The organism is Lysinibacillus sp. RS10, assembly GCF_041956855.1.
Classification (GTDB): domain Bacteria; phylum Bacillota; class Bacilli; order Bacillales_A; family Planococcaceae; genus Lysinibacillus; species Lysinibacillus xylanilyticus_A.
Genome location: NZ_CP167122.1, coordinates 294,924 through 315,072 on the forward strand (window position 1 = coordinate 294,924; position 20,149 = coordinate 315,072).

15 protein-coding genes, 8 tRNA genes and 3 rRNA genes are annotated in these 20,149 nt (G+C 41.1%); 25 read left to right on the forward strand and 1 reads right to left on the reverse strand.

Annotation, left to right across the window (positions count from 1 at the left end):
* Positions 1-375 precede the first annotated feature (375 nt).
* Both ACB089_RS01605 and ACB089_RS01610 read left to right on the forward strand, forming a co-directional pair.
* Positions 376-855 carry a PH domain-containing protein gene (locus tag ACB089_RS01605; RefSeq protein ID WP_368637614.1) on the forward strand — a complete coding sequence of 160 codons (480 nt, stop codon included), beginning with the start codon at positions 376-378 and terminating at the stop codon, positions 853-855.
* Positions 848-2,320: a PH domain-containing protein gene (locus ACB089_RS01610; RefSeq protein ID WP_374964985.1), complete on the forward strand. Its 1,473-nt coding sequence runs from the start codon at positions 848-850 to the stop codon at positions 2,318-2,320. Before ACB089_RS01605 ends, ACB089_RS01610 begins: the two co-directional genes overlap by 8 nt.
* 386 nt (positions 2,321-2,706) lie before the next feature.
* Here the strand turns inward: ACB089_RS01610 and ACB089_RS01615 are convergent, their stop codons facing one another.
* Entirely contained in the window at positions 2,707-3,327 is a 621-nt protein-coding gene (locus ACB089_RS01615; RefSeq protein WP_374964986.1) for a rhomboid family intramembrane serine protease, read from the reverse strand.
* A gap of 64 nt (positions 3,328-3,391) precedes the next feature.
* Between ACB089_RS01615 and acpS the strand changes: the two genes are divergently transcribed.
* The 23 genes from acpS (at position 3,392) to rrf (ending at position 20,045) form a co-directional block, all read left to right on the forward strand.
* Positions 3,392-3,745, forward strand: coding sequence for a holo-ACP synthase (acpS, locus tag ACB089_RS01620; protein WP_068986755.1), 354 nt, complete (start codon positions 3,392-3,394; stop codon positions 3,743-3,745).
* Between the two features lie 258 nt (positions 3,746-4,003).
* The gene (locus ACB089_RS01625) at positions 4,004-5,107 is read left to right on the forward strand and encodes an outer membrane lipoprotein carrier protein LolA (protein ID WP_374964988.1); all 1,104 of its coding nucleotides are present in this window, start codon (positions 4,004-4,006) and stop codon (positions 5,105-5,107) included.
* A gap of 219 nt (positions 5,108-5,326) precedes the next feature.
* The gene (gene alr, locus ACB089_RS01630; RefSeq protein WP_374964990.1) at positions 5,327-6,448 is read left to right on the forward strand and encodes an alanine racemase; all 1,122 of its coding nucleotides are present in this window, start codon (positions 5,327-5,329) and stop codon (positions 6,446-6,448) included.
* Between the two features lie 336 nt (positions 6,449-6,784).
* Positions 6,785-7,072 carry a hypothetical protein gene (locus tag ACB089_RS01635; RefSeq protein ID WP_374967640.1) on the forward strand — a complete coding sequence of 96 codons (288 nt, stop codon included), beginning with the start codon at positions 6,785-6,787 and terminating at the stop codon, positions 7,070-7,072.
* A gap of 4 nt (positions 7,073-7,076) precedes the next feature.
* Positions 7,077-7,427 (forward strand): type II toxin-antitoxin system PemK/MazF family toxin, encoded by a 351-nt coding sequence (locus tag ACB089_RS01640; protein WP_008177055.1) that lies wholly within the window; start codon positions 7,077-7,079, stop codon positions 7,425-7,427.
* Positions 7,428-7,829: 402 nt separating this feature from the next.
* Positions 7,830-8,231: an anti-sigma regulatory factor gene (locus ACB089_RS01645; RefSeq protein WP_374964992.1), complete on the forward strand. Its 402-nt coding sequence runs from the start codon at positions 7,830-7,832 to the stop codon at positions 8,229-8,231.
* A gap of 12 nt (positions 8,232-8,243) precedes the next feature.
* On the forward strand, positions 8,244-9,239 hold the full coding sequence (locus ACB089_RS01650) for a PP2C family protein-serine/threonine phosphatase (RefSeq protein WP_374964993.1): 996 nt from the start codon (positions 8,244-8,246) through the stop codon (positions 9,237-9,239).
* A 73-nt stretch (positions 9,240-9,312) separates the two neighbouring features.
* Positions 9,313-9,648: an STAS domain-containing protein gene (locus ACB089_RS01655; RefSeq protein ID WP_374964995.1), complete on the forward strand. Its 336-nt coding sequence runs from the start codon at positions 9,313-9,315 to the stop codon at positions 9,646-9,648.
* Complete coding sequence (gene rsbW, locus ACB089_RS01660; protein WP_368637621.1) at positions 9,645-10,115, forward strand: anti-sigma B factor RsbW; 471 nt, start codon at positions 9,645-9,647, stop codon at positions 10,113-10,115. Before ACB089_RS01655 ends, rsbW begins: the two co-directional genes overlap by 4 nt.
* Positions 10,093-10,878 (forward strand): RNA polymerase sigma factor SigB, encoded by a 786-nt coding sequence (gene sigB / locus ACB089_RS01665; RefSeq protein ID WP_368637622.1) that lies wholly within the window; start codon positions 10,093-10,095, stop codon positions 10,876-10,878. Before rsbW ends, sigB begins: the two co-directional genes overlap by 23 nt.
* A gap of 389 nt (positions 10,879-11,267) precedes the next feature.
* On the forward strand, positions 11,268-13,442 hold the full coding sequence (locus ACB089_RS01670; RefSeq protein WP_374964997.1) for a Tex family protein: 2,175 nt from the start codon (positions 11,268-11,270) through the stop codon (positions 13,440-13,442).
* Between the two features lie 65 nt (positions 13,443-13,507).
* The gene (locus tag ACB089_RS01675) at positions 13,508-13,969 is read left to right on the forward strand and encodes a SprT family protein (RefSeq protein WP_374964999.1); all 462 of its coding nucleotides are present in this window, start codon (positions 13,508-13,510) and stop codon (positions 13,967-13,969) included.
* 91 nt (positions 13,970-14,060) lie between these two features.
* Positions 14,061-14,137: transfer RNA gene (locus tag ACB089_RS01680), tRNA-Asn, on the forward strand.
* Between the two features lies 1 nt (position 14,138).
* Positions 14,139-14,210 (forward strand) — tRNA-Glu (locus tag ACB089_RS01685).
* A gap of 34 nt (positions 14,211-14,244) precedes the next feature.
* Positions 14,245-14,320, forward strand: a tRNA-Asp gene (locus ACB089_RS01690).
* Between the two features lie 5 nt (positions 14,321-14,325).
* A tRNA-Gln gene (locus ACB089_RS01695) sits at positions 14,326-14,400 on the forward strand.
* 15 nt (positions 14,401-14,415) lie between these two features.
* A tRNA-Lys gene (locus ACB089_RS01700) sits at positions 14,416-14,488 on the forward strand.
* Between the two features lie 67 nt (positions 14,489-14,555).
* Positions 14,556-14,641, forward strand: a tRNA-Leu gene (locus ACB089_RS01705).
* Between the two features lie 19 nt (positions 14,642-14,660).
* Positions 14,661-14,737, forward strand: a tRNA-Arg gene (locus ACB089_RS01710).
* 21 nt (positions 14,738-14,758) lie between these two features.
* Positions 14,759-14,832, forward strand: a tRNA-Gly gene (locus ACB089_RS01715).
* Positions 14,833-15,046: 214 nt separating this feature from the next.
* Positions 15,047-16,598, forward strand: a 16S ribosomal RNA gene (locus ACB089_RS01720).
* Positions 16,599-16,779: 181 nt separating this feature from the next.
* A 23S ribosomal RNA gene (locus tag ACB089_RS01725) occupies positions 16,780-19,707 on the forward strand.
* Between the two features lie 222 nt (positions 19,708-19,929).
* Positions 19,930-20,045, forward strand: a 5S ribosomal RNA gene (gene rrf / locus ACB089_RS01730).
* The 16S, 23S and 5S rRNA genes sit together here with 8 tRNA genes alongside, the layout of an rRNA operon.
* Positions 20,046-20,149 lie beyond the last annotated feature (104 nt).

Here is a 20,149-nt window from a genome sequence, read left to right on the forward strand (position 1 = left end):
AATGATTAAACCTTACAGTCGAAGGACTGTAAGGTTTTTTTTATCATAGTTGTTGTAGTATACATAAAATGTGGAATGTGGAGGAATAATCTACACCGACACAGATAAAAAGCGAGAGATTTTCTTACCTGATAGGATCTTTGGTAAACAGAGAAAGGAGAAGCCCACCAAAACAGTTGAGGATGCTACGAATTGTGCCCCATCCCAACGTGTGCTGTAAAACCATTTTTTTAGCCTATCACCAAAACTAGGAAAGCGCCCAGTTGGAACGGAAATCAACCACGTGTTATGGCTATAAACCATTTTTTTGCATATTTTCGAAACAAAACGATTACTAATTTCGTATACAAAGTTATAGAAAGAGAGGGAACAACTTTGAGAGCAGAACCAATTCATAAAATTTCTCGAAAAGGGTTAACAGTGTGGCGTTTATATGGAGTATTGCAAACGTTACTGCTATTAATCATAGCCGTGTTAGTATGCTACGGTACCTATTATTTTGAATGGCCATCATTTATTTATTTCATTGCAGTTGCTGTCGTCATACTAAGTGCTGTCCTATCTGCTTATCTATTTCCAAAGATCAGATGGGAACGATGGCGCTATGAGGTGCGTGAAAATGAGATTGAGGTGCAACATGGTCTATTTGTTGTTAAACGTACACTCATTCCGATGGTGCGCGTACAACATGTTGATACGACACAAGGGCCGATATTAAAAAGATATGGTCTGGGTAATATTTCAATATCGACAGCGGCAACTGTACATACAATCCCAGCACTTGTCATGGAAGAGGCTGATGGGCTTCGGGCACGTATTTCGGAATTAGCAAGGGTGGCGGAAGATGATGTCTAAGGAAATAAATCGTTTACACCCAGTATCGGCTATTATTACAAGTGCGAAAGCATTAAAAAGTATGATTATACCTGTTGCCATTATTATTGTAACGAATGGTTTTAATTTTTCTTTTAATTTTCATAGTGAACATTTTTTTCAAACGGTTTTATTGTTCGGTGTATGGGGAGTAGCTGCTTTACTTTCGCTTGTTAGTGGTATTGTTAAATGGCGTACATTTGTTTATTGGTTTGAAGATGGAGAGTTACGTGTAAAATACGGCTTGTTTGTTAAAAAGAAACGTTACATCCCGTTTGAACGTATTCAAAGTTTAAATTACAATGAGGGTATTTTACATCGCTTATTAGGCTTAGTAAAGGTGCAGGTTGAAACTGCAGGAAGTAAGGATGGGAAACCTGAGGTAGAGTTAACGGCAATACGTAAGGCAGCAGCAGATGTCATAGAGTTGGAAATGCATCGTGCAAAAAACCAAGTAATTGAACAAACAGCTGATGAGCGATCACTTCCAATAGAAGAGGAAGTATCGATTCCAACGATTTATCATATGTCTATACGTGATTTACTTGTATTGGCAACAACTTCAGGGGGTATTGGGGTCGTGTTGTCGGGACTTGCAGCAGCCGTCTCTCAGTTTTCAGATATAATCCCATATGAAACGGTCTTTCACGAGCTAGCTGACTTCGTGAAAATTGGTGTATTTTTAGTTGCGCTAATAGTGATGCTTATCCTCATTGTGGCATGGGGTGTGTCAGTAGTCATTACGCTGATCAATTATTATGATTATACAGTCCGAATTGAAGATGAAAAGCTTATTATTACAAAAGGGCTGCTTGAGAAAAAGCGAATTACATTGCCTTTAAATCGAATTCAGGCCATTCGAATTGTAGAGAATCCATTGCGACAATGGTTTGGCTTTGCAACTGTAGTTGTTGAAAGTGCCGGAGGAAACGGTGAAGATGGGAAAGATAAAAAAATTACGCTATTCCCGCTTATTCAGAAAAGGGATTGTTTGCAAACGTTAGAACAGCTCTTCCCAGAGATGAATTGGCGTCCAGAGTTTATTCGTACACCAAAGCGAGCTCGTTCATTTTTTTACCGAATTGATTTTATTTGGCTCGTACCTATAATTGGAGCATGTAGTTATTTCTTATATCCGTATGGGTTGCTTTCATTGCTGTTAATTCCAATAATGATTTTACTTGGTATTTGGCAACATAAAACGGCTGGTTATAAGATCGATAGAAAGCAATTAACTATGCAATATCGTGTGTTCAGTCGCATAACAATTTTCATGGAGAAAAAACGTATACAATCTATTGAAAGTACACAAACATATTTCCAAAGAAGAAAAAATGTTATGTCTATAAAAGCAACGGTAATGTCAGGAATGACTGGTATGACAGGGAATGTACCGAGCTTAGAGCAGCAAGATGCTGAATCAATATTATCTTGGTATGAACATTAAATTTACTATCTGGCTAACCCTTACAATTTATAGTGAGGATTAGCTTTTTTTATCTGTAAATTTAGGGAAAAACTGTATATAATAGAGTAGTGAAATAAACAGAATATGCGGAATTTTATTTAAATATAGTTCATCCAAAAAAGCGCATTTAAAATTGCTGGATGTAAGTGATGTAGATAGATTGAGGGAGACATTGCGAGAATGACTAGCCTTTGTAGATCATGGTAGAGGACTCAAAGTGATTCGTAAGCTGAGTGGAACAATAATAAAGAAAGCGAAAGAAAATATGAAATTGAAGAAGATGAGGATGACGCTCTAGCTAAAGCAGAAGAGGAGTATTCTCCAGTGATAGCTTATCACCGTAAGAAAACTCCTCTTCAAGATTGTTATTTACCTGCCATCTTTTGTTTGCGCCAGCTTAAAATTCTTTTTGGGTGTAAGTAAATGAGTCCAAGAAGGAATCCTGTTACTAAACCACCTAAGTGAGCATAGACATTTACATCTGGTTGTAAAAAAGTCATAATAACACTGATAATAATGATTGGTAAAATAAGTTTGCGAAGCATAGGCATTGTGCGGCGTGTATAATATACAAGTGCCCCGAATGCACCGAATATTCCAAATATAGCTCCGCTTGCGCCGAGACTTCCATAACTACTTTCATGAAGTAGATAGGTTGCCATGTTTCCTACAATCCCAGATAATAAATAAATCGTAATAAAGCGAGCCTTACCAGCGATTTTTTCAAGCTCTGGTCCAAATAAAAACAGTGAAAACATATTAAAGAACACGTGAGAAAAGTTAGCATGTAAAAACATTGCAGAAAAAATACGCCACCATTCACCGTTTTCAACAAGGAAGTTCACTTGGATTCCGTAATTTATTACGAGTGTTCCTATGCCAGGTAAAATAGTTATTACATAAAGAACTAAATTAATCGCTATTAATGTTGAAACAACAGGGTAATACTTCGTATATTGCTTAAAATTTTCTGTTCTACTAAACATGGCTCCACCTCAATTTACAATTATTATACATGGCTTTCGGGAAATAGGAAAAGGAGAAGTTCATATGATTAAAGGAATTGGTCTCGACATTGTAGAGATCGACCGTATTGTTAAAGCAATGATGAGAACAAATAAATTTAAAGACCGCATTTTATCTGAAAAGGAAAAAGTTTTGTTTGATACACATTCAGAAACTCGTAGAATAGAATTTTTAGCTGGACGATTTGCTGCAAAAGAAGCATTTTCAAAAGCATTAGGAACAGGTATCGGTGAAGAATGTAAGCTTCATGATATTGAAATTTTAAGAGGGGAAGCCGGTAACCCAGTTTTATATTTTAAAGGCGAACTAGTAAATGGTTTTGTTAGTATTACCCATACTAAGGAATACGCAGCGGCACAAGTAATATTATTACAATAAATAATGATAAACACAGCTTTCGCCATATAAAACATAAAAAAGGCTCATCACCAAAACACCAAAAAAGTTGTGGATGGCATTTGTCCGCCTACAGGAAAACGCCCAGTCTGAACGGAAATCAACCACACGTTATGATGATGAGCAATTGAAAAGTAAATAAATTTCTGATAAATATATTGCCTTTTCTTCAAAAGACATAACTGACAAATACGGTTCATATATTGTCGTAGTGGATTTGAAAGAAGAAAGGGTGAAAGCGTGGGCAACCGTATAGTTAAATGGCTCGTCTTACTTTGTACGATAATACTTTTATCGGCATGTGGTGCAACCTCACAGGAAAAAGTGTTGAAGAAAGTAAATGGAAAATGGGCAGAGACAAATGGTTATGAGTTGAACGCTACGATGGAGATTAAATCTGGTGGGGAGCCGAGAAAATATGATGTAACAGTTTGGCATACGAAACCTGATTTCTATCGAGTAGAAGTAGTAGAAAGTGGGAAAGATGTTTCACAAATGATTGTGCGAAACGCAGATGGAGTTTTTGTAGTCACACCTACTTTAAACAAAATGTATAAATTCCAAAGTGATTGGCCAAAGAAAAATAGTCAGGCTTATTTAATAGGGGCACTAGCAGAAGATTTGGCTGAAGATAAAAATTTAGTCATGAAAGAGGAAGACAAAGCATATATATTTGAAGCGGCTACTAGAAATAGCTATAAAAATAGTATGCCTCATCAAGTTATAACAGTTGATAAGAAAACAATGCTACCAACTTCCGTAGTAATTATGAATGATGTAAAAGAAGAGCAAATTCGTATCACATTTAAAAATATAAAATTAGGTGTCCAACACGCAGCTAAAGAGTATGCGGTTGAGCAATTTACGGAAAAAGATGAAACAAAAGGTGAACAAGCTGCACCTCCAGCAAAAGATAGCAAAGACAGCAAAGAGAACAAAGAGAGCACAGACAACAACGAAGGCAAAGATGAAAAAGAAGGAAAAGAAGCAGTAGGTGCTGAAGTCGAATATAAAGAGTTCCAAACACATTACCCTGTTGTGAATTGGGCGAAGATGGTGGATGAGCAAGTTATTCAAGATGGTGGAATGGAACGTGTCATCTTAACATTCGAAGGTGAAAAGGCGTTCACGGTAATGCAACAACCAGCTATGAAAGGGAATGCTATGTTACCGGTATCAACTCCTGGCGATCCAGTTGATTTAGGCTTTACGATTGGGGCTATTACAGATACATCTATTAGCTGGGAAAACGATGGCGTCGCATTCTTTGTAGCGTCAAGTAAATTGACTCGTGAAGAAATGGTAGAAGTTGCAGCTTCTATGACGATAAGTAGTATGAAGTAATGCTTCAAGCTACAGCTTTCTGCAGGAAGAAAGCTGTAGCTTACTAAGTAAATAGTGTAGTTTTGATGAATAGTAACTGTTTAGAAAGTGTTAAGCCATATATTATACGATAGAGGTTATGTAGAAAAAAAGTCTAATATAGAATAACTTGGGTACAATAGATAAAAAGAAATTAAAGCAATACATAATGTTTTAATAAAAAATAAAGAGGGTATTCTAATGAAGATACAGCAGTATTTTAGACCAACCAAAGCAATTGTAGACTTACACGCAATCCAACAAAACGTGAAAAATTTTAAAAAGCTACTTCAACCTAATGTTCAAATTATTGCTGTAGTAAAGGCAAATGCATACGGTCATGGAGATGTAGCAGTTGCAAAAGCGGCACTTGAGGCCGGCGCAACAATGCTTGCTGTTGCAACACCTGACGAAGCATTACATATTCGAGCACATTTTGAAGAACCAGACATACTTATATTGGGTGCCTCACCTGTTTCGTTTGCACCATATGCTGCAAAGCAGCGCATAATTCTTACAGCATTTGCAAATGAATGGATACAACAAGCTGCTCCGCTCATAGCTAATGAAGAAAATCCTTTACGACTACATATAAAAGTAGATAGCGGAATGGGTAGAATTGGCGTTCGTTCCGAGCATGAATTATTGGATCTTTATCGAACAATACAAAATACGGTGAATGCGGAAGTTGATGGGATATTTACACACTTTGCGACAGCAGATGAAGAGGATACATCATACTTCGATAGCCAGGCACATTTTTTTGAGAAATGTGTAACTGTATTGCCTGAGAAGCCTAGACTTGTCCATGCATCAAACACGGCTACATCCTTAGTGAAAAATGCGCATTTACAATTTGACGCTGTTAGATATGGTATTTCAATGTATGGATTATCACCATCTCCTTATGTGGAAGGTGTTTTACCATTTCCGTTACAGCCGGCGTTTTCACTCGAGAGTGAGCTAGTACATGTGAAACATTTACTAGCAGGTGAATCAATTGGCTACGGAGCTGCATTTGTAGCCCCTTCTGATATGTGGATAGGAACAATACCAGTAGGCTATGCTGATGGAGTAATTCGCAAACTAGGTGGACAAGAAGTATTAATTGATGGACAAAGAATGCCGATTGTTGGACGAATTTGTATGGACCAATGTATGGTTGCCTTGCCGAAAGCATATGCTATAGGTGAGAAAGTAACACTCATTGGTCGTCAAGGACAGGATGTTATTTCAATGAATGAATGGGCAAGAAAGCTTGAAACCATTAATTATGAAGTACCATGCATTATTACAGCAAGAGTTCCTAGATTATACATTTGACTTAAGCCTCAGCTGAGAAGAAGTTTCTTCTCCGTAGAGGAAAAGAATTTTGTTAGGTGGTCTTAAGTAACGTCAACGTTTTACTTTGGACAAATGAATACTATACAAATGCTATCTAAAAAACTTGGTAAATGAACTACTACTGGAGAAAATGTTAATACTAAAAAGCTGAGCAATTCACAATTGGTGATCTATTGCAAGGTGAATGTATCGGCATATACCTTCGACAACCAACATATTATTACAACTTGGACTTTAAATTGTAAGATATTGTGTCATTTCGTGTCTTTTCAACAATATCTTTCAATGGTAGAATGGGTAGTAATGAAAAAGTGGATGGTTCCGTTGGAGGTGCTTGCTGTGTACGAGAAAAGGTTAAGAGAAGCTACAATTGCTGTTCAAGACAGACTATTTCTACAAACAAAGGAAGTAATTGAAAGTGAATCTTTGTCGCGCACTTTGTCGCGCGTAGTTTTAATGCAGGAGCAACCAAATCAAATACGGGAAGCTATGATGAAAGGATATGTTGAAATGTCTCATATTAATCTGAAGATTGCAAGTGAATGCTTGCATGCAGAATATGAAGCACAACATACAGTGGAGCGTCTCGTTAGCGGGGGATGACACTTTGAATGTAAAACGTGGTGACGTTTTTTTTGCAGATTTATCGCCGGTAGTTGGGTCCGAGCAAGGGGGCACTAGACCGGTGCTAATTATTCAAAATGATATTGGCAATCGATTTAGTCCGACTGTCATCATCGCAGCTATTACTGCACAGATTCAAAAAGCAAAGTTACCGACGCACGTTGAAATCAATGCTGAAAAGTATGGTTTTGAACGTGATTCGGTTATTCTGCTTGAGCAAGTGCGAACGATTGATAAGTCAAGATTGACTGATCGTATTACGCAACTTGATCATGCTGTGATGGAGAAAGTTGATGGTGCATTGATGATAAGTTTAGGACTTGTTAAATTTTGATATACATATGTGTATAGAGGTATCGGGATGATTTTTCATCTCGATGCTTTTTTTGTTGCTTAAATAGTTCTTTACCATAAATTGAATTTACTTTTCAAAAATGGTATTAATAGATTAAAGATGAAGTAAAGATTTATATCTAGAATAGATTTTTGAAAAATTTTCCGAGAGGTTTAAGGGAAAATACATAGAATTTTATGGGTTAATACTAAAATCTGTTCTTGATTAAAAAGTAAGCTGATATAAAAACACATGGAGCGAGGGAGGTACGCCCTCATAAAGCGTAGAGTGGAATGTGTTATTCAAGTACATTTTTTGGTAAAGAGCCTGAAATAAAAAATAATCAAGCAGGTCGAATGAAAGTGTAAGAGTAAAACTCCGAAAGGAATTGGGGGAGCAACAGTGACATTTAAGTCTTCGGTTGAAATTATTACTGAGTGGGATATAGTTGCAGCAAGACAACTGGGGCGTGACGAAGCAAAGGCACTTGGATTTGGCATTGTTGATCAGGCTCGAATCACCACAGCTATTAGTGAGTTAGCTCGAAATATATATTTATATGCAAGGGTAGGTGTCATTGAAGTTGAAAAAGTTGAGACGGACGTTGAGAAGAAAATAGTTGTTATTGCAACTGATCAAGGTCCAGGAATAAAAGATGTTCGGCAAGTGATGGGGGATGGCTACTCCACTTCAGGAGGGCTCGGTGCAGGCTTACCGGGCGTTAATAGATTGATGGACAGTATGGTTATACAATCGGTTGTCGGAGAAGGTACGACGATAAGGGCTGAAAAACGGTTGCGTTAGGATGTGAAAATATTGAAACAATTAGAATCTCAATATGAGAAGATTTTGTCGGATTACATGTCCGATCAAACCGAAAAGAATTTGTATATTGCTCAAAATTTCACTCGTCAATTAATACAAAAGAATATTTCGCCTGAGGATGTTGTAAATATTCATAAAAATGCAGTTGGAAAGATCTTTCCGGATAGAGTGGGGGAAGATCAGCCCGCATATGATTTTCTTATCGAAGTAATGGTGCATTACGGAATGGCGCACAGAGAGCATCAAAGCCTGCTACAAATACAAGCAGAGTATGAAATGGAAATGAAAATTGCTACAGACATTCAAAAAACATTACTTAAAACAGTCGTACCACAACTATCGAGTATTGATATAGGAATGATATCGATTCCGTTCCGTAAGATGAATGGAGACTATGTGCATTTTTTGCATGATCGAGAGGATTATTTAAGTGTAGCTGTGACTGACGTAGTTGGTAAAGGTGTTCCAGCTGCATTGTGCATGTCTATGGTGAAGTATGGTCTTGAAACGTTAGAATACGCTTATAAAGATCCTTCGTATGTATTAGAAGTCATCAATCGAGTAATTGAAAAAGGTGTAGATGACAGTATGTTTGTCTCCATGTTTTACGGTTGCTTGGATATACAAAACAGTATTTTTTCATATGCTTCTGCAGGTCATGAGCCAGCGCTGCATTATAGCGCTAAACAGGGTGAATTTTCCTCTCTGGAAGCAAAAGGGCTATTATTAGGTGTGTTGTCTGAATCAAAATATTCGTATAATGAAATTTTTTTAGAAGATAAAGACATCGTAGTAATGATGACAGATGGTGTTACTGAGTTCAGATCGAGGGATGATTTAAATTCACGTGAGATCATTACATCATTGATAGTGGAGAATAAGCATGTATCAGCGCAGCAACTATGTAATCTGCTTTATAAGCAAATTGAAAAAATACAGGATTTTAAACTATCAGATGATTTTACGGTAGTCATTATAAAAAATTAGATGTTTAAGTTTATTTTTTTGTAATTAAGGGAAAAGAAGAATAGTCTCACAAATATGGTGGAGGTGTGTTGTAATGGATATGGCGCTACATTTTAAAGAACTGGATAATAAATTATACGGATTTGTTGAGGGTGAAATAGATACTTTTACTGCTTCAAGGCTAAGAGAGGAATTAGAAGCAGTGAAGATTACGGAAGGATTAGAAATAGAGCTGAATTTATCAAAAGTGAATTATATGGATAGTACAGGTCTGGGGATTTTTGTCGCCTTTTATAAAAGAGCATTACGTGAAAAGGGTAAAGTTAAACTTGTTGGTTTATCGAATAGACTACAAAGATTATTTGAAATTACTGGTTTAAGCGACTTAATGGATATTGAGACTGATAAAAAGGTGGAACTACGAAAATGAAGGAATTTGATTATATTGAGATAAGGGTTCCTGCAAAACCGCAATTTGTCAGCGTGATTCGATTAACAGTTTCTGGTTTAGCTAGTCGTATTGGATTTAATTATGATGATATCGAGGACTTAAAAATTGCAGCAAGTGAAGCGGTAACGAACGTTGTACATCATGCCTATAAGGATGATGAAGAAGGCGAAATCGTTATTGGTTGCGCTTTGTATGAAAATAAAATAGAAATGATGATTGCAGATTATGGAAATAGTTTTAATTTTGAGGAGATAAAGTCGAAAATTGGTCCGTATCACCCTGAAGAGAGTATTGCGGGACTACGTGAAGGTGGTTTAGGACTGTATTTAATGGAAACTTTGATGGATGAGGTGATGATAAATAACGATGGTGGCGTAACTGTTTTCATGACAAAGTATGTCGCTAGAGAGCAGGTGGAAAAAAATGTCGAAAGAATCGTTACATAAATCTTCATCCAGGGAAGATGTATTGAAATGGATTGCATTGTACCAGTCAACAGAAGATGATGAAGCGCAAACAAATTTAGTGATTCATTATCAATATTTAGTTGAGTCGATTGCACGCAAATATTCGAATAGTAAATTTTATAGTGATGATATTGCTCAAGTAGGTATGCTGGGGTTGCTAGGTGCAATAAAACGTTTTGACCTTAATGTTGGCCGAAGTTTTGAGGCATTTGCTGTGCCAACGATTGTGGGAGAAATCAAGCGCTTTTTACGCGATAAAACATGGGATGTTCACGTACCAAGACGGATAAAAGAGTTAGGACCGCGAATTAAAACAACAGTGGAAACGTTGACAATTGAGTTGCAGCGTTCTCCATCTATTAAGGAAATCGCGGATCAATTAGAGGTGCAGGAGGAAGAAGTATTAGAAGCTATGGAGATGAGCCGTAGTTACCATGCTCTTTCTATGGATCATTCAATAGAATCAGATTCTGACGGAAGCCCAGTAACGTTATTTGATATTATGGGTGAAGAAGATGACGGCTATGAAATGACTAACAAAAGAATGGTGATTTCTGATGCAATAAGTGTTTTAAGTGAGAGAGAAAAACAAATAATTCAGCTTACATATTTAGAGCAACTCACTCAAACAGAAGTTGGAGAACGATTAGGAATTTCTCAAATGCATGTATCTAGAATACAAAGGAAGGCAATAAAGAAATTACAGGAGGCTATCCTAGCAAGTGATGGCGTTTCGCTCTAAATTTTTGATGAGGCGTTGAGTGCTATTAAGTTAAATATTCTAAAGTAATAAACGCTTCTTACTTAATTAGAATAGAAATAATAGTTTTTTATTGAGCGATAAATGGATTTTTTGTTGTGATTTCGCTAATATATTTCCATTTTTAACTGATTGTAGCTACGGGCTACTCGAGTGCTCCTGTCGCTTCGCTTTCGTCGCAGAGCAAAGCTTCCTGCAGGGAAGCGAGTAGCCCGTAGCGGAAACCAGAGCCTTCTAATTAATTAGGGAGGATAAAGATGGTTATTCAACACACCTGTTAAAATAGTTTGCTCTACTTTCAGAGTAGACTATTTTTTTGCGTTTTTAGTAAAGTGTAATGGTAAAATGAAAATAAAAAAGGTAGTGATGATGTGGAACAAAAGCAAATGTTACAGCTCATTGCAAAAGATGTAGCTATCAAGTCAGGTCAAGTCGAGGCTGTTATAAAGTTATTAGAAGAAGGAAATACCGTGCCATTCATTGCACGTTATCGAAAAGAAGCTACTGGGTCCCTTGATGAGGTACAGATTAAAGCTGTAGAGGATCGCTATCACTACATACAGCAGCTTGAGCAACGTAAAGAAGAGGTTATACGATTAATCCAGGAACAAAATAAACTAACTCCTGAATTAGAACAAGCTATTCGAGTAGCAACTGTTTTACAGCGTGTAGAGGATTTATATAGACCTTATAAACAAAAACGCCGAACAAAGGCGACAATAGCGAAAGAAAAAGGGTTAGAACCACTTGCAGATCTTCTATTAGAGTATCGTAGTGATGCATTAGAACAATTAGCGATGGCTTTCGTAGATGAAGAGAAAGTTGCTAATGTAGAGGATGCATTAGCTGGGGCACGAGATATTTTAGCAGAGCGTTTTGCTGATGACGCAGCAATCCGTGAAAAAATTCGTTCGTATTCCTGGAAAGATGGAGTACTCGTAACAAGTGTAAAAAACGCAGAGGCAGACGAAAAAAACGTTTTCGAAATGTATTACGAATACGAAGAGCCTGTAAATCGCATCGTTCCACACCGTATATTAGCTGTTAATCGTGGTGAGAAAGAAGAAATATTAAAGGTGGCAATTCATGTACCAGTAGATCGAGTATTGATGATTATGTGGAAGGAATGGATTCCTGCTACAGGTTTCTCTCCAGCAATTGCTGAAGTGAAGCTAGCAATTGAGGATTCGTATAAGCGTCTAATTCAGCCTTCTATTGAAAGAGAGTTACGAAATGAACTTACAGAGAAGGCAGAGGCGCAGGCTATCCATATTTTCTCTGAGAATTTACGCAATCTTTTATTACAGCCCCCGATGAAAGGGAAGTATGTATTGGGTGTTGACCCAGCCTACCGTACAGGCTGTAAGTTAGCTGTTGTAGATGAAACAGGGAAAATGTTAGAGGTTACAGCCGTTTATCCACATCCTCCAAAACCGGATGTAGCAAAATCAAAAGCAATTGTGAAAGGAATTTTGGCAAAATATCCAATTACTATAATTGCGATCGGTAATGGTACTGCCTCACGCGAAACAGAACAATTTATTGCAGATGTATTGAATGAGCTTGAAACTGATGTAGCCTATGTTATTGTCAATGAAGCGGGAGCATCTGTTTATTCAGCCTCTGAAATTGCACGTACAGAATTTCCGGATCTACAAGTAGAACAACGTAGTGCAGTTTCTATTGCACGTCGCCTGCAAGATCCGTTGTCAGAGTTAGTAAAAATTGAGCCAAAAGCAGTTGGGGTAGGTCAGTATCAACATGATGTTTCTCAAAAGAAATTGACGGAGTCCTTAACATTTATAGTAGAAACAGCGGTTAACCAAGTTGGCGTTGATGTTAATACAGCTTCAGCTTCACTACTACAATACGTTTCCGGATTATCGAAAACGGTTGCGGAGAATATTGTGAAGGTACGAGAAGAAAATGGACAATTTACGACACGTGCTCAACTAAAGAAAATTCCACGACTTGGTGCCAAAACGTATGAACAAGCAATTGGTTTTTTACGTGTTCCAGAAGCAAAAAATGCATTCGATGCGACGGGTATTCACCCTGAAAGCTATAGTGTAGCAGAGCGGATTTTAGAGGTAGCGCAAATTGATAAAAAAGAGATTGGGACGCAGAAGGCGGAGGAATCTATTGCATCCCTAGGTGTACAAAATTTAAGCGAGATTTTAGGTATTGGAGCAGTCACAATTCAAGATATTGTAGATACATTAATGAAACCTAGTCGCGATCCACGTGATGCGTTCCCTCAACCACTACTGAAAACGGATGTATTAAAAATGGAAGATTTACAAGTTGGGATGGAATTGCAAGGTACAGTGAGAAACGTAGTTGATTTCGGAGCATTTGTAGATATTGGAGTGAAGCAGGACGGGCTTGTGCATATTTCTAAATTGCAAAAAAGACGTATTAAACACCCATTAGAAGTTGTTGCACTAGGAGATATTGTAACGGTTTGGGTAGAACAAATAGATGTCAATAAAGGGCGTATCGCTTTAACGATGCTTCCTCCTAAAATTCAAACGATGGAAGTGTAATAAATTAATACCACACTGTCTATACTACGCAGTGTGGTATTCTTGTTGTTAGAGGTGAACTAGCTATGAACAATGAGGAACTACAAGGTCTTATCAGTAGAATATCATTAGAAAGTTTCCAGAAGCCATTTATGCATCAAGCATATTTTAATCCAAGATTACGTTCAACGGGTGGACGCTATCTTTTACAATCACACAATATAGAAATTAATCCAAAAGCGTATGAATTATATGGTATTAACGAAGTGGAGGGTATAGTTCGCCACGAATTATGTCATTATCATTTACATTTAGAAGGTAAGGGATATCAGCATCGAGACAAAGATTTTCGAGAGCTATTAAAAGAAGTAGGGGCACCTCGATTTTGCTCAGCATTGCAAACACCAAAAACTTCTCGGAAAAAGCAACGTCATCTCTATACATATACATGTGTAAAATGCCAACAAATATATGTAAGAAAAATTAGAATGAATGTAGAGAGATATTGCTGTAGTAAGTGTTTAGGTCGCTTAAAACTAGTGGAATAAAAAAACTTAATAAAAAGGGTTGACGTTTACTTGATATATCCCTATAATAGTAAAAGTCGACAAGATAACGACGACAAAACATATGGATTATTCCGAAGTAGCTCAGTTGGTAGTAGCACCTGACTGTTAATCAGGTTGTCGCAGGTTCGAGTCCTGCCTTCGGAGCCATGGCCCCTTGGTCAAGTGGTTAAGACACCGCCCTTTCACGGCGGTAACACGGGTTCGAATCCCGTAGGGGTCATTTTATAGCTTTTTTATAAAAATATAGCAACATTGGTCCCGTGGTGTAGCGGTTAACATGCCTGCCTGTCACGCAGGAGATCGCCGGTTCGATCCCGGTCGGGACCGCCACTTATTGGGGTATAGCCAAGCGGTAAGGCAACGGATTTTGATTCCGTCATGCCTAGGTTCGAATCCTAGTACCCCAGCCATTCATTTCTTAGTTTGAGCCATTAGCTCAGTTGGTAGAGCATCTGACTTTTAATCAGAGGGTCGAAGGTTCGAGTCCTTCATGGCTCATCTCTTTAAGAAGAAACGTTGACTTTTACGATTATTATAATATAATGAAAAAAGTCGCTAATTGAATGCGGTCGTGGCGGAATGGCAGACGCGCTAGGTTGAGGGCCTAGTGGGGGCAACCCCGTGGAGGTTCAAGTCCTCTCGGCCGCACCAAGTCGATTTGTTAATATATGCGCCCGTAGCTCAATTGGATAGAGCGTCTGACTACGGATCAGAAGGTTATGGGTTCGACTCCTGTCGGGCGCGCCATTTAAATAAATATTATTTCTTGCGGGTGTAGTTTAATGGTAAAACCTCAGCCTTCCAAGCTGATGTCGTGAGTTCGATTCTCATCACCCGCTCCAAAAAAACTTTTTAAAAACTTGTTGACAATTAAATCTTTATGTCGTAAGATATAAGAAGTTGTCGATACGAGATAACAACATGAACCTTGAAAACTGAACAAGCAAAACGTAATCAATAAAGTTTTTAGTAGTTAACCTTGAGTTAATGAACAAAACAAAATTTTGGACATCAAACATGATGCCAGCAAAACAATTTGAGCTAATCAAATTTCTTTTTATGGAGAGTTTGATCCTGGCTCAGGACGAACGCTGGCGGCGTGCCTAATACATGCAAGTCGAGCGAACAGAGAAGGAGCTTGCTCCTTTGACGTTAGCGGCGGACGGGTGAGTAACACGTGGGCAACCTACCTTATAGTTTGGGATAACTCCGGGAAACCGGGGCTAATACCGAATAATCTATTTTACTTCATGGTGAAATACTGAAAGACGGTTTCGGCTGTCGCTATAAGATGGGCCCGCGGCGCATTAGCTAGTTGGTGAGGTAACGGCTCACCAAGGCGACGATGCGTAGCCGACCTGAGAGGGTGATCGGCCACACTGGGACTGAGACACGGCCCAGACTCCTACGGGAGGCAGCAGTAGGGAATCTTCCACAATGGGCGAAAGCCTGATGGAGCAACGCCGCGTGAGTGAAGAAGGTTTTCGGATCGTAAAACTCTGTTGTAAGGGAAGAACAAGTACAGTAGTAACTGGCTGTACCTTGACGGTACCTTATTAGAAAGCCACGGCTAACTACGTGCCAGCAGCCGCGGTAATACGTAGGTGGCAAGCGTTGTCCGGAATTATTGGGCGTAAAGCGCGCGCAGGCGGTCCTTTAAGTCTGATGTGAAAGCCCACGGCTCAACCGTGGAGGGTCATTGGAAACTGGGGGACTTGAGTGCAGAAGAGGAAAGTGGAATTCCAAGTGTAGCGGTGAAATGCGTAGAGATTTGGAGGAACACCAGTGGCGAAGGCGACTTTCTGGTCTGTAACTGACGCTGAGGCGCGAAAGCGTGGGGAGCAAACAGGATTAGATACCCTGGTAGTCCACGCCGTAAACGATGAGTGCTAAGTGTTAGGGGGTTTCCGCCCCTTAGTGCTGCAGCTAACGCATTAAGCACTCCGCCTGGGGAGTACGGTCGCAAGACTGAAACTCAAAGGAATTGACGGGGGCCCGCACAAGCGGTGGAGCATGTGGTTTAATTCGAAGCAACGCGAAGAACCTTACCAGGTCTTGACATCCCGTTGACCACTGTAGAGATATAGTTTTCCCTTCGGGGACAACGGTGACAGGTGGTGCATGGTTGTCGTCAGCTCGTGTCGTGAGATGTTGGGTTAAGTCCCGCAACGAGCGCAACCCTTGATCTTAGTTGCCATCATTTAGTTGGGCACTCTAAGGTGACTGCCGGTGACAAACCGGAGGAAGGTGGGGATGACGTCAAATCATCATGCCCCTTATGACCTGGGCTACACACGTGCTACAATGGACGATACAAACGGTTGCCAACTCGCGAGAGGGAGCTAATCCGATAAAGTCGTTCTCAGTTCGGATTGTAGGCTGCAACTCGCCTACATGAAGCCGGAATCGCTAGTAATCGCGGATCAGCATGCCGCGGTGAATACGTTCCCGGGCCTTGTACACACCGCCCGTCACACCACGAGAGTTTGTAACACCCGAAGTCGGTGGGGTAACCTTTTGGAGCCAGCCGCCGAAGGTGGGATAGATGATTGGGGTGAAGTCGTAACAAGGTAGCCGTATCGGAAGGTGCGGCTGGATCACCTCCTTTCTAAGGATATTTTCGGAATACAAACCTAGGGTTTGTAAGATTACGTTTTGCGTTCAGTTTTGAAGGTTCATTCTTATGAATGAAACACTTCAAAACTTGTTCTTTGAAAACTGGATAAAACGACATTGAAATTGTAACAAACACATTTATTTTTTAAGTTTTTTTATAGGCTTAATAACTTGGTTAAGTTATTAAGGGCGCACGGCGAATGCCTTGGCACTAGGAGCCGAAGAAGGACGGCACTAACACCGATATGCTTCGGGGAGCTGTAAGTGAGCTTTGATCCGGAGATTTCCGAATGGGGGAACCCACTACGTTTAATCGCGTAGTATCTTGACGTGAATTCATAGCGTCTTGAAGGCAGACCCAGGGAACTGAAACATCTAAGTACCTGGAGGAAGAGAAAGAAAAATCGATTCCCTGAGTAGCGGCGAGCGAAACGGGAAGAGCCCAAACCAAGAGGCTTGCCTCTTGGGGTTGTAGGACACTCTATACGGAGTTACAAAAGAGCGAGTTAGATGAAGCGACTTGGAAAGGTCCGCCAGAGCAGGTAAAAGCCCTGTAGTCGAAAGTTCGTTCTCTCCTGAGTGGATCCTGAGTACGGCGGAACACGTGAAATTCCGTCGGAATCCGGGAGGACCATCTCCCAAGGCTAAATACTACCTAGTGACCGATAGTGAACCAGTACCGTGAGGGAAAGGTGAAAAGCACCCCGGAAGGGGAGTGAAAGAGATCCTGAAACCGTGTGCCTACAAGTAGTTAGAGCCCGTTAATGGGTGATAGCGTGCCTTTTGTAGAATGAACCGGCGAGTTACGATTACGTGCGAGGTTAAGCTTTAGAAGGCGGAGCCGCAGCGAAAGCGAGTCTGAATAGGGCGAATTAGTACGTGGTCGTAGACCCGAAACCAGGTGATCTACCCATGTCCAGGGTGAAGGTGAGGTAACACTTACTGGAGGCCCGAACCCACGCACGTTGAAAAGTGCGGGGATGAGGTGTGGGTAGCGGAGAAATTCCAATCGAACTTGGAGATAGCTGGTTCTCTCCGAAATAGCTTTAGGGCTAGCCTCGTGATGAGAATACTGGAGGTAGAGCACTGTTTGGACTAGGGGGCCATCCCGGTTTACCGAATTCAGACAAACTCCGAATGCCAGATATTTATACACGGGAGTCAGACTGCGAGTGATAAGATCCGTAGTCAAAAGGGAAACAGCCCAGACCACCAGCTAAGGTCCCAAAGTAATCGTTAAGTGGAAAAGGATGTGGCGTTGCACAGACAACCAGGATGTTGGCTTAGAAGCAGCCATCATTTAAAGAGTGCGTAATAGCTCACTGGTCGAGTGACGCTGCGCCGAAAATGTATCGGGGCTAAACGATTCACCGAAGCTGTGGATTGACATCTACGATGTCAGTGGTAGGAGAGCGTTCTAAGTGCGTTGAAGTCAGACCGGAAGGACTGGTGGAGCGCTTAGAAGTGAGAATGCCGGTATGAGTAGCGAAAGACGGGTGAGAATCCCGTCCACCGTATGACTAAGGTTTCCTGAGGAAGGCTCGTCCGCTCAGGGTTAGTCGGGACCTAAGCCGAGGCCGATAGGCGTAGGCGATGGACAACAGGTTGATATTCCTGTACCACCTCCTCACCGTTTGAGAAATGGGGGGACGCAGTAGGATAGGGTAAGCGCGCCGTTGGTTGTGCGCGTCCAAGCAGTAAGGCGTGTGTGTAGGCAAATCCGCACACTGTAACGTTGAGCTGTGATGGCGAGTCCGTATGGACGAAGTTCCTGATTTCACACTGCCAAGAAAAGCCTCTATCGAGGTGAGAGGTGCCCGTACCGCAAACCGACACAGGTAGTCGAGGAGAGAATCCTAAGGTGTGCGAGAGAACTCTCGTTAAGGAACTCGGCAAAATGACCCCGTAACTTCGGGAGAAGGGGTGCTCTTGAGCGTGCAAGCGCATGAGAGCCGCAGTGAATAGGCCCAGGCGACTGTTTAGCAAAAACACAGGTCTCTGCAAAACCGTAAGGTGACGTATAGGGGCTGACGCCTGCCCGGTGCTGGAAGGTTAAGAGGAGTGGTTAGCGCAAGCGAAGCTGCGAATTGAAGCCCCAGTAAACGGCGGCCGTAACTATAACGGTCCTAAGGTAGCGAAATTCCTTGTCGGGTAAGTTCCGACCCGCACGAAAGGCGTAACGATCTGGGCACTGTCTCAACGAGAGACTCGGTGAAATTATAGTACCTGTGAAGATGCAGGTTACCCGCGACAGGACGGAAAGACCCCGTGGAGCTTTACTGTAGCCTGATATTGAATTTTGGTACAACTTGTACAGGATAGGTAGGAGCCAGAGATCTCGGAGCGCCAGCTTCGAAGGAGGCGTCGGTGGGATACTACCCTGGTTGTATTGAAATTCTAACCCATGCCCCTTAGCGGGGCAGGAGACAGTGTCAGGCGGACAGTTTGACTGGGGCGGTCGCCTCCTAAAAGGTAACGGAGGCGCCCAAAGGTTCCCTCAGAATGGTTGGAAATCATTCGTAGAGTGTAAAGGCACAAGGGAGCTTGACTGCGAGACCTACAAGTCGAGCAGGGTCGAAAGACGGGCTTAGTGATCCGGTGGTTCCGCATGGAAGGGCCATCGCTCAACGGATAAAAGCTACCCCGGGGATAACAGGCTTATCTCCCCCAAGAGTCCACATCGACGGGGAGGTTTGGCACCTCGATGTCGGCTCATCGCATCCTGGGGCTGTAGTCGGTCCCAAGGGTTGGGCTGTTCGCCCATTAAAGCGGTACGCGAGCTGGGTTCAGAACGTCGTGAGACAGTTCGGTCCCTATCCGTCGTGGGCGTAGGAAATTTGAGAGGAGCTGTCCTTAGTACGAGAGGACCGGGATGGACACACCGCTGGTGTACCAGTTGTCTTGCCAAAGGCATCGCTGGGTAGCTATGTGTGGACGGGATAAGTGCTGAAAGCATCTAAGCATGAAGCCCCCCTCAAGATGAGATTTCCCATTACGCAAGTAAGTAAGATCCCTCAAAGACGATGAGGTAGATAGGTTCGAGGTGGAAGTGTGGTGACACATGGAGCTGACGAATACTAATCGATCGAGGACTTAACCATAATGTTTGAAACATTCAATGCACGTTTATCCAGTTTTGAAAGAATAATTTCTTTCAACTAAGGGTTTCAAGATACGATGTATATTGAAAGCCGAAGAGAGCTTCAAGACACAAGTAGTACAAGGAAGCAAACGAGTGAATCAGGGAGCGTACCTCTGTACGTGATCGATTGAGCGAGAGAAGCTGACGCAGTAATACGCCGTGTATTGGAGGTCGAAAATAGTCTAGTGATGATGGCAAAGAGGTCACACCCGTTCCCATACCGAACACGGAAGTTAAGCTCTTTAGCGCCGATGGTAGTTGGGGGCTTCCCCCTGTGAGAGTAGGACATCGCTAGGCAAATGAAACAGTCAGCTGTGTGCTGGCTGTTTTTTATTTTATGGATAATCAGAAGTTGTAATCGATAAAAAGCATCCAACAATGAAAAATAGCAACTACAATCT

Bases quoted from the DNA above. Each gene is read 5' to 3' on its own strand.
- ACB089_RS01610 (WP_374964985.1), top strand. From the start codon at position 848: ATGTCTAAGGAAATAAATCGTTTACACCCAGTATCGGCTATTATTACA.
- ACB089_RS01615 (WP_374964986.1), bottom strand. From the start codon at position 3,327: ATGTTTAGTAGAACAGAAAATTTTAAGCAATATACGAAGTATTACCCT.
- acpS (WP_068986755.1), top strand. From the start codon at position 3,392: ATGATTAAAGGAATTGGTCTCGACATTGTAGAGATCGACCGTATTGTT.
- alr (WP_374964990.1), top strand. From the start codon at position 5,327: ATGAAGATACAGCAGTATTTTAGACCAACCAAAGCAATTGTAGACTTA.
- ACB089_RS01635 (WP_374967640.1), top strand. From the start codon at position 6,785: ATGGTTCCGTTGGAGGTGCTTGCTGTGTACGAGAAAAGGTTAAGAGAA.
- ACB089_RS01655 (WP_374964995.1), top strand. From the start codon at position 9,313: ATGGATATGGCGCTACATTTTAAAGAACTGGATAATAAATTATACGGA.
- rsbW (WP_368637621.1), top strand. From the start codon at position 9,645: ATGAAGGAATTTGATTATATTGAGATAAGGGTTCCTGCAAAACCGCAA.
- sigB (WP_368637622.1), top strand. From the start codon at position 10,093: ATGTCGAAAGAATCGTTACATAAATCTTCATCCAGGGAAGATGTATTG.
- ACB089_RS01675 (WP_374964999.1), top strand. From the start codon at position 13,508: ATGAACAATGAGGAACTACAAGGTCTTATCAGTAGAATATCATTAGAA.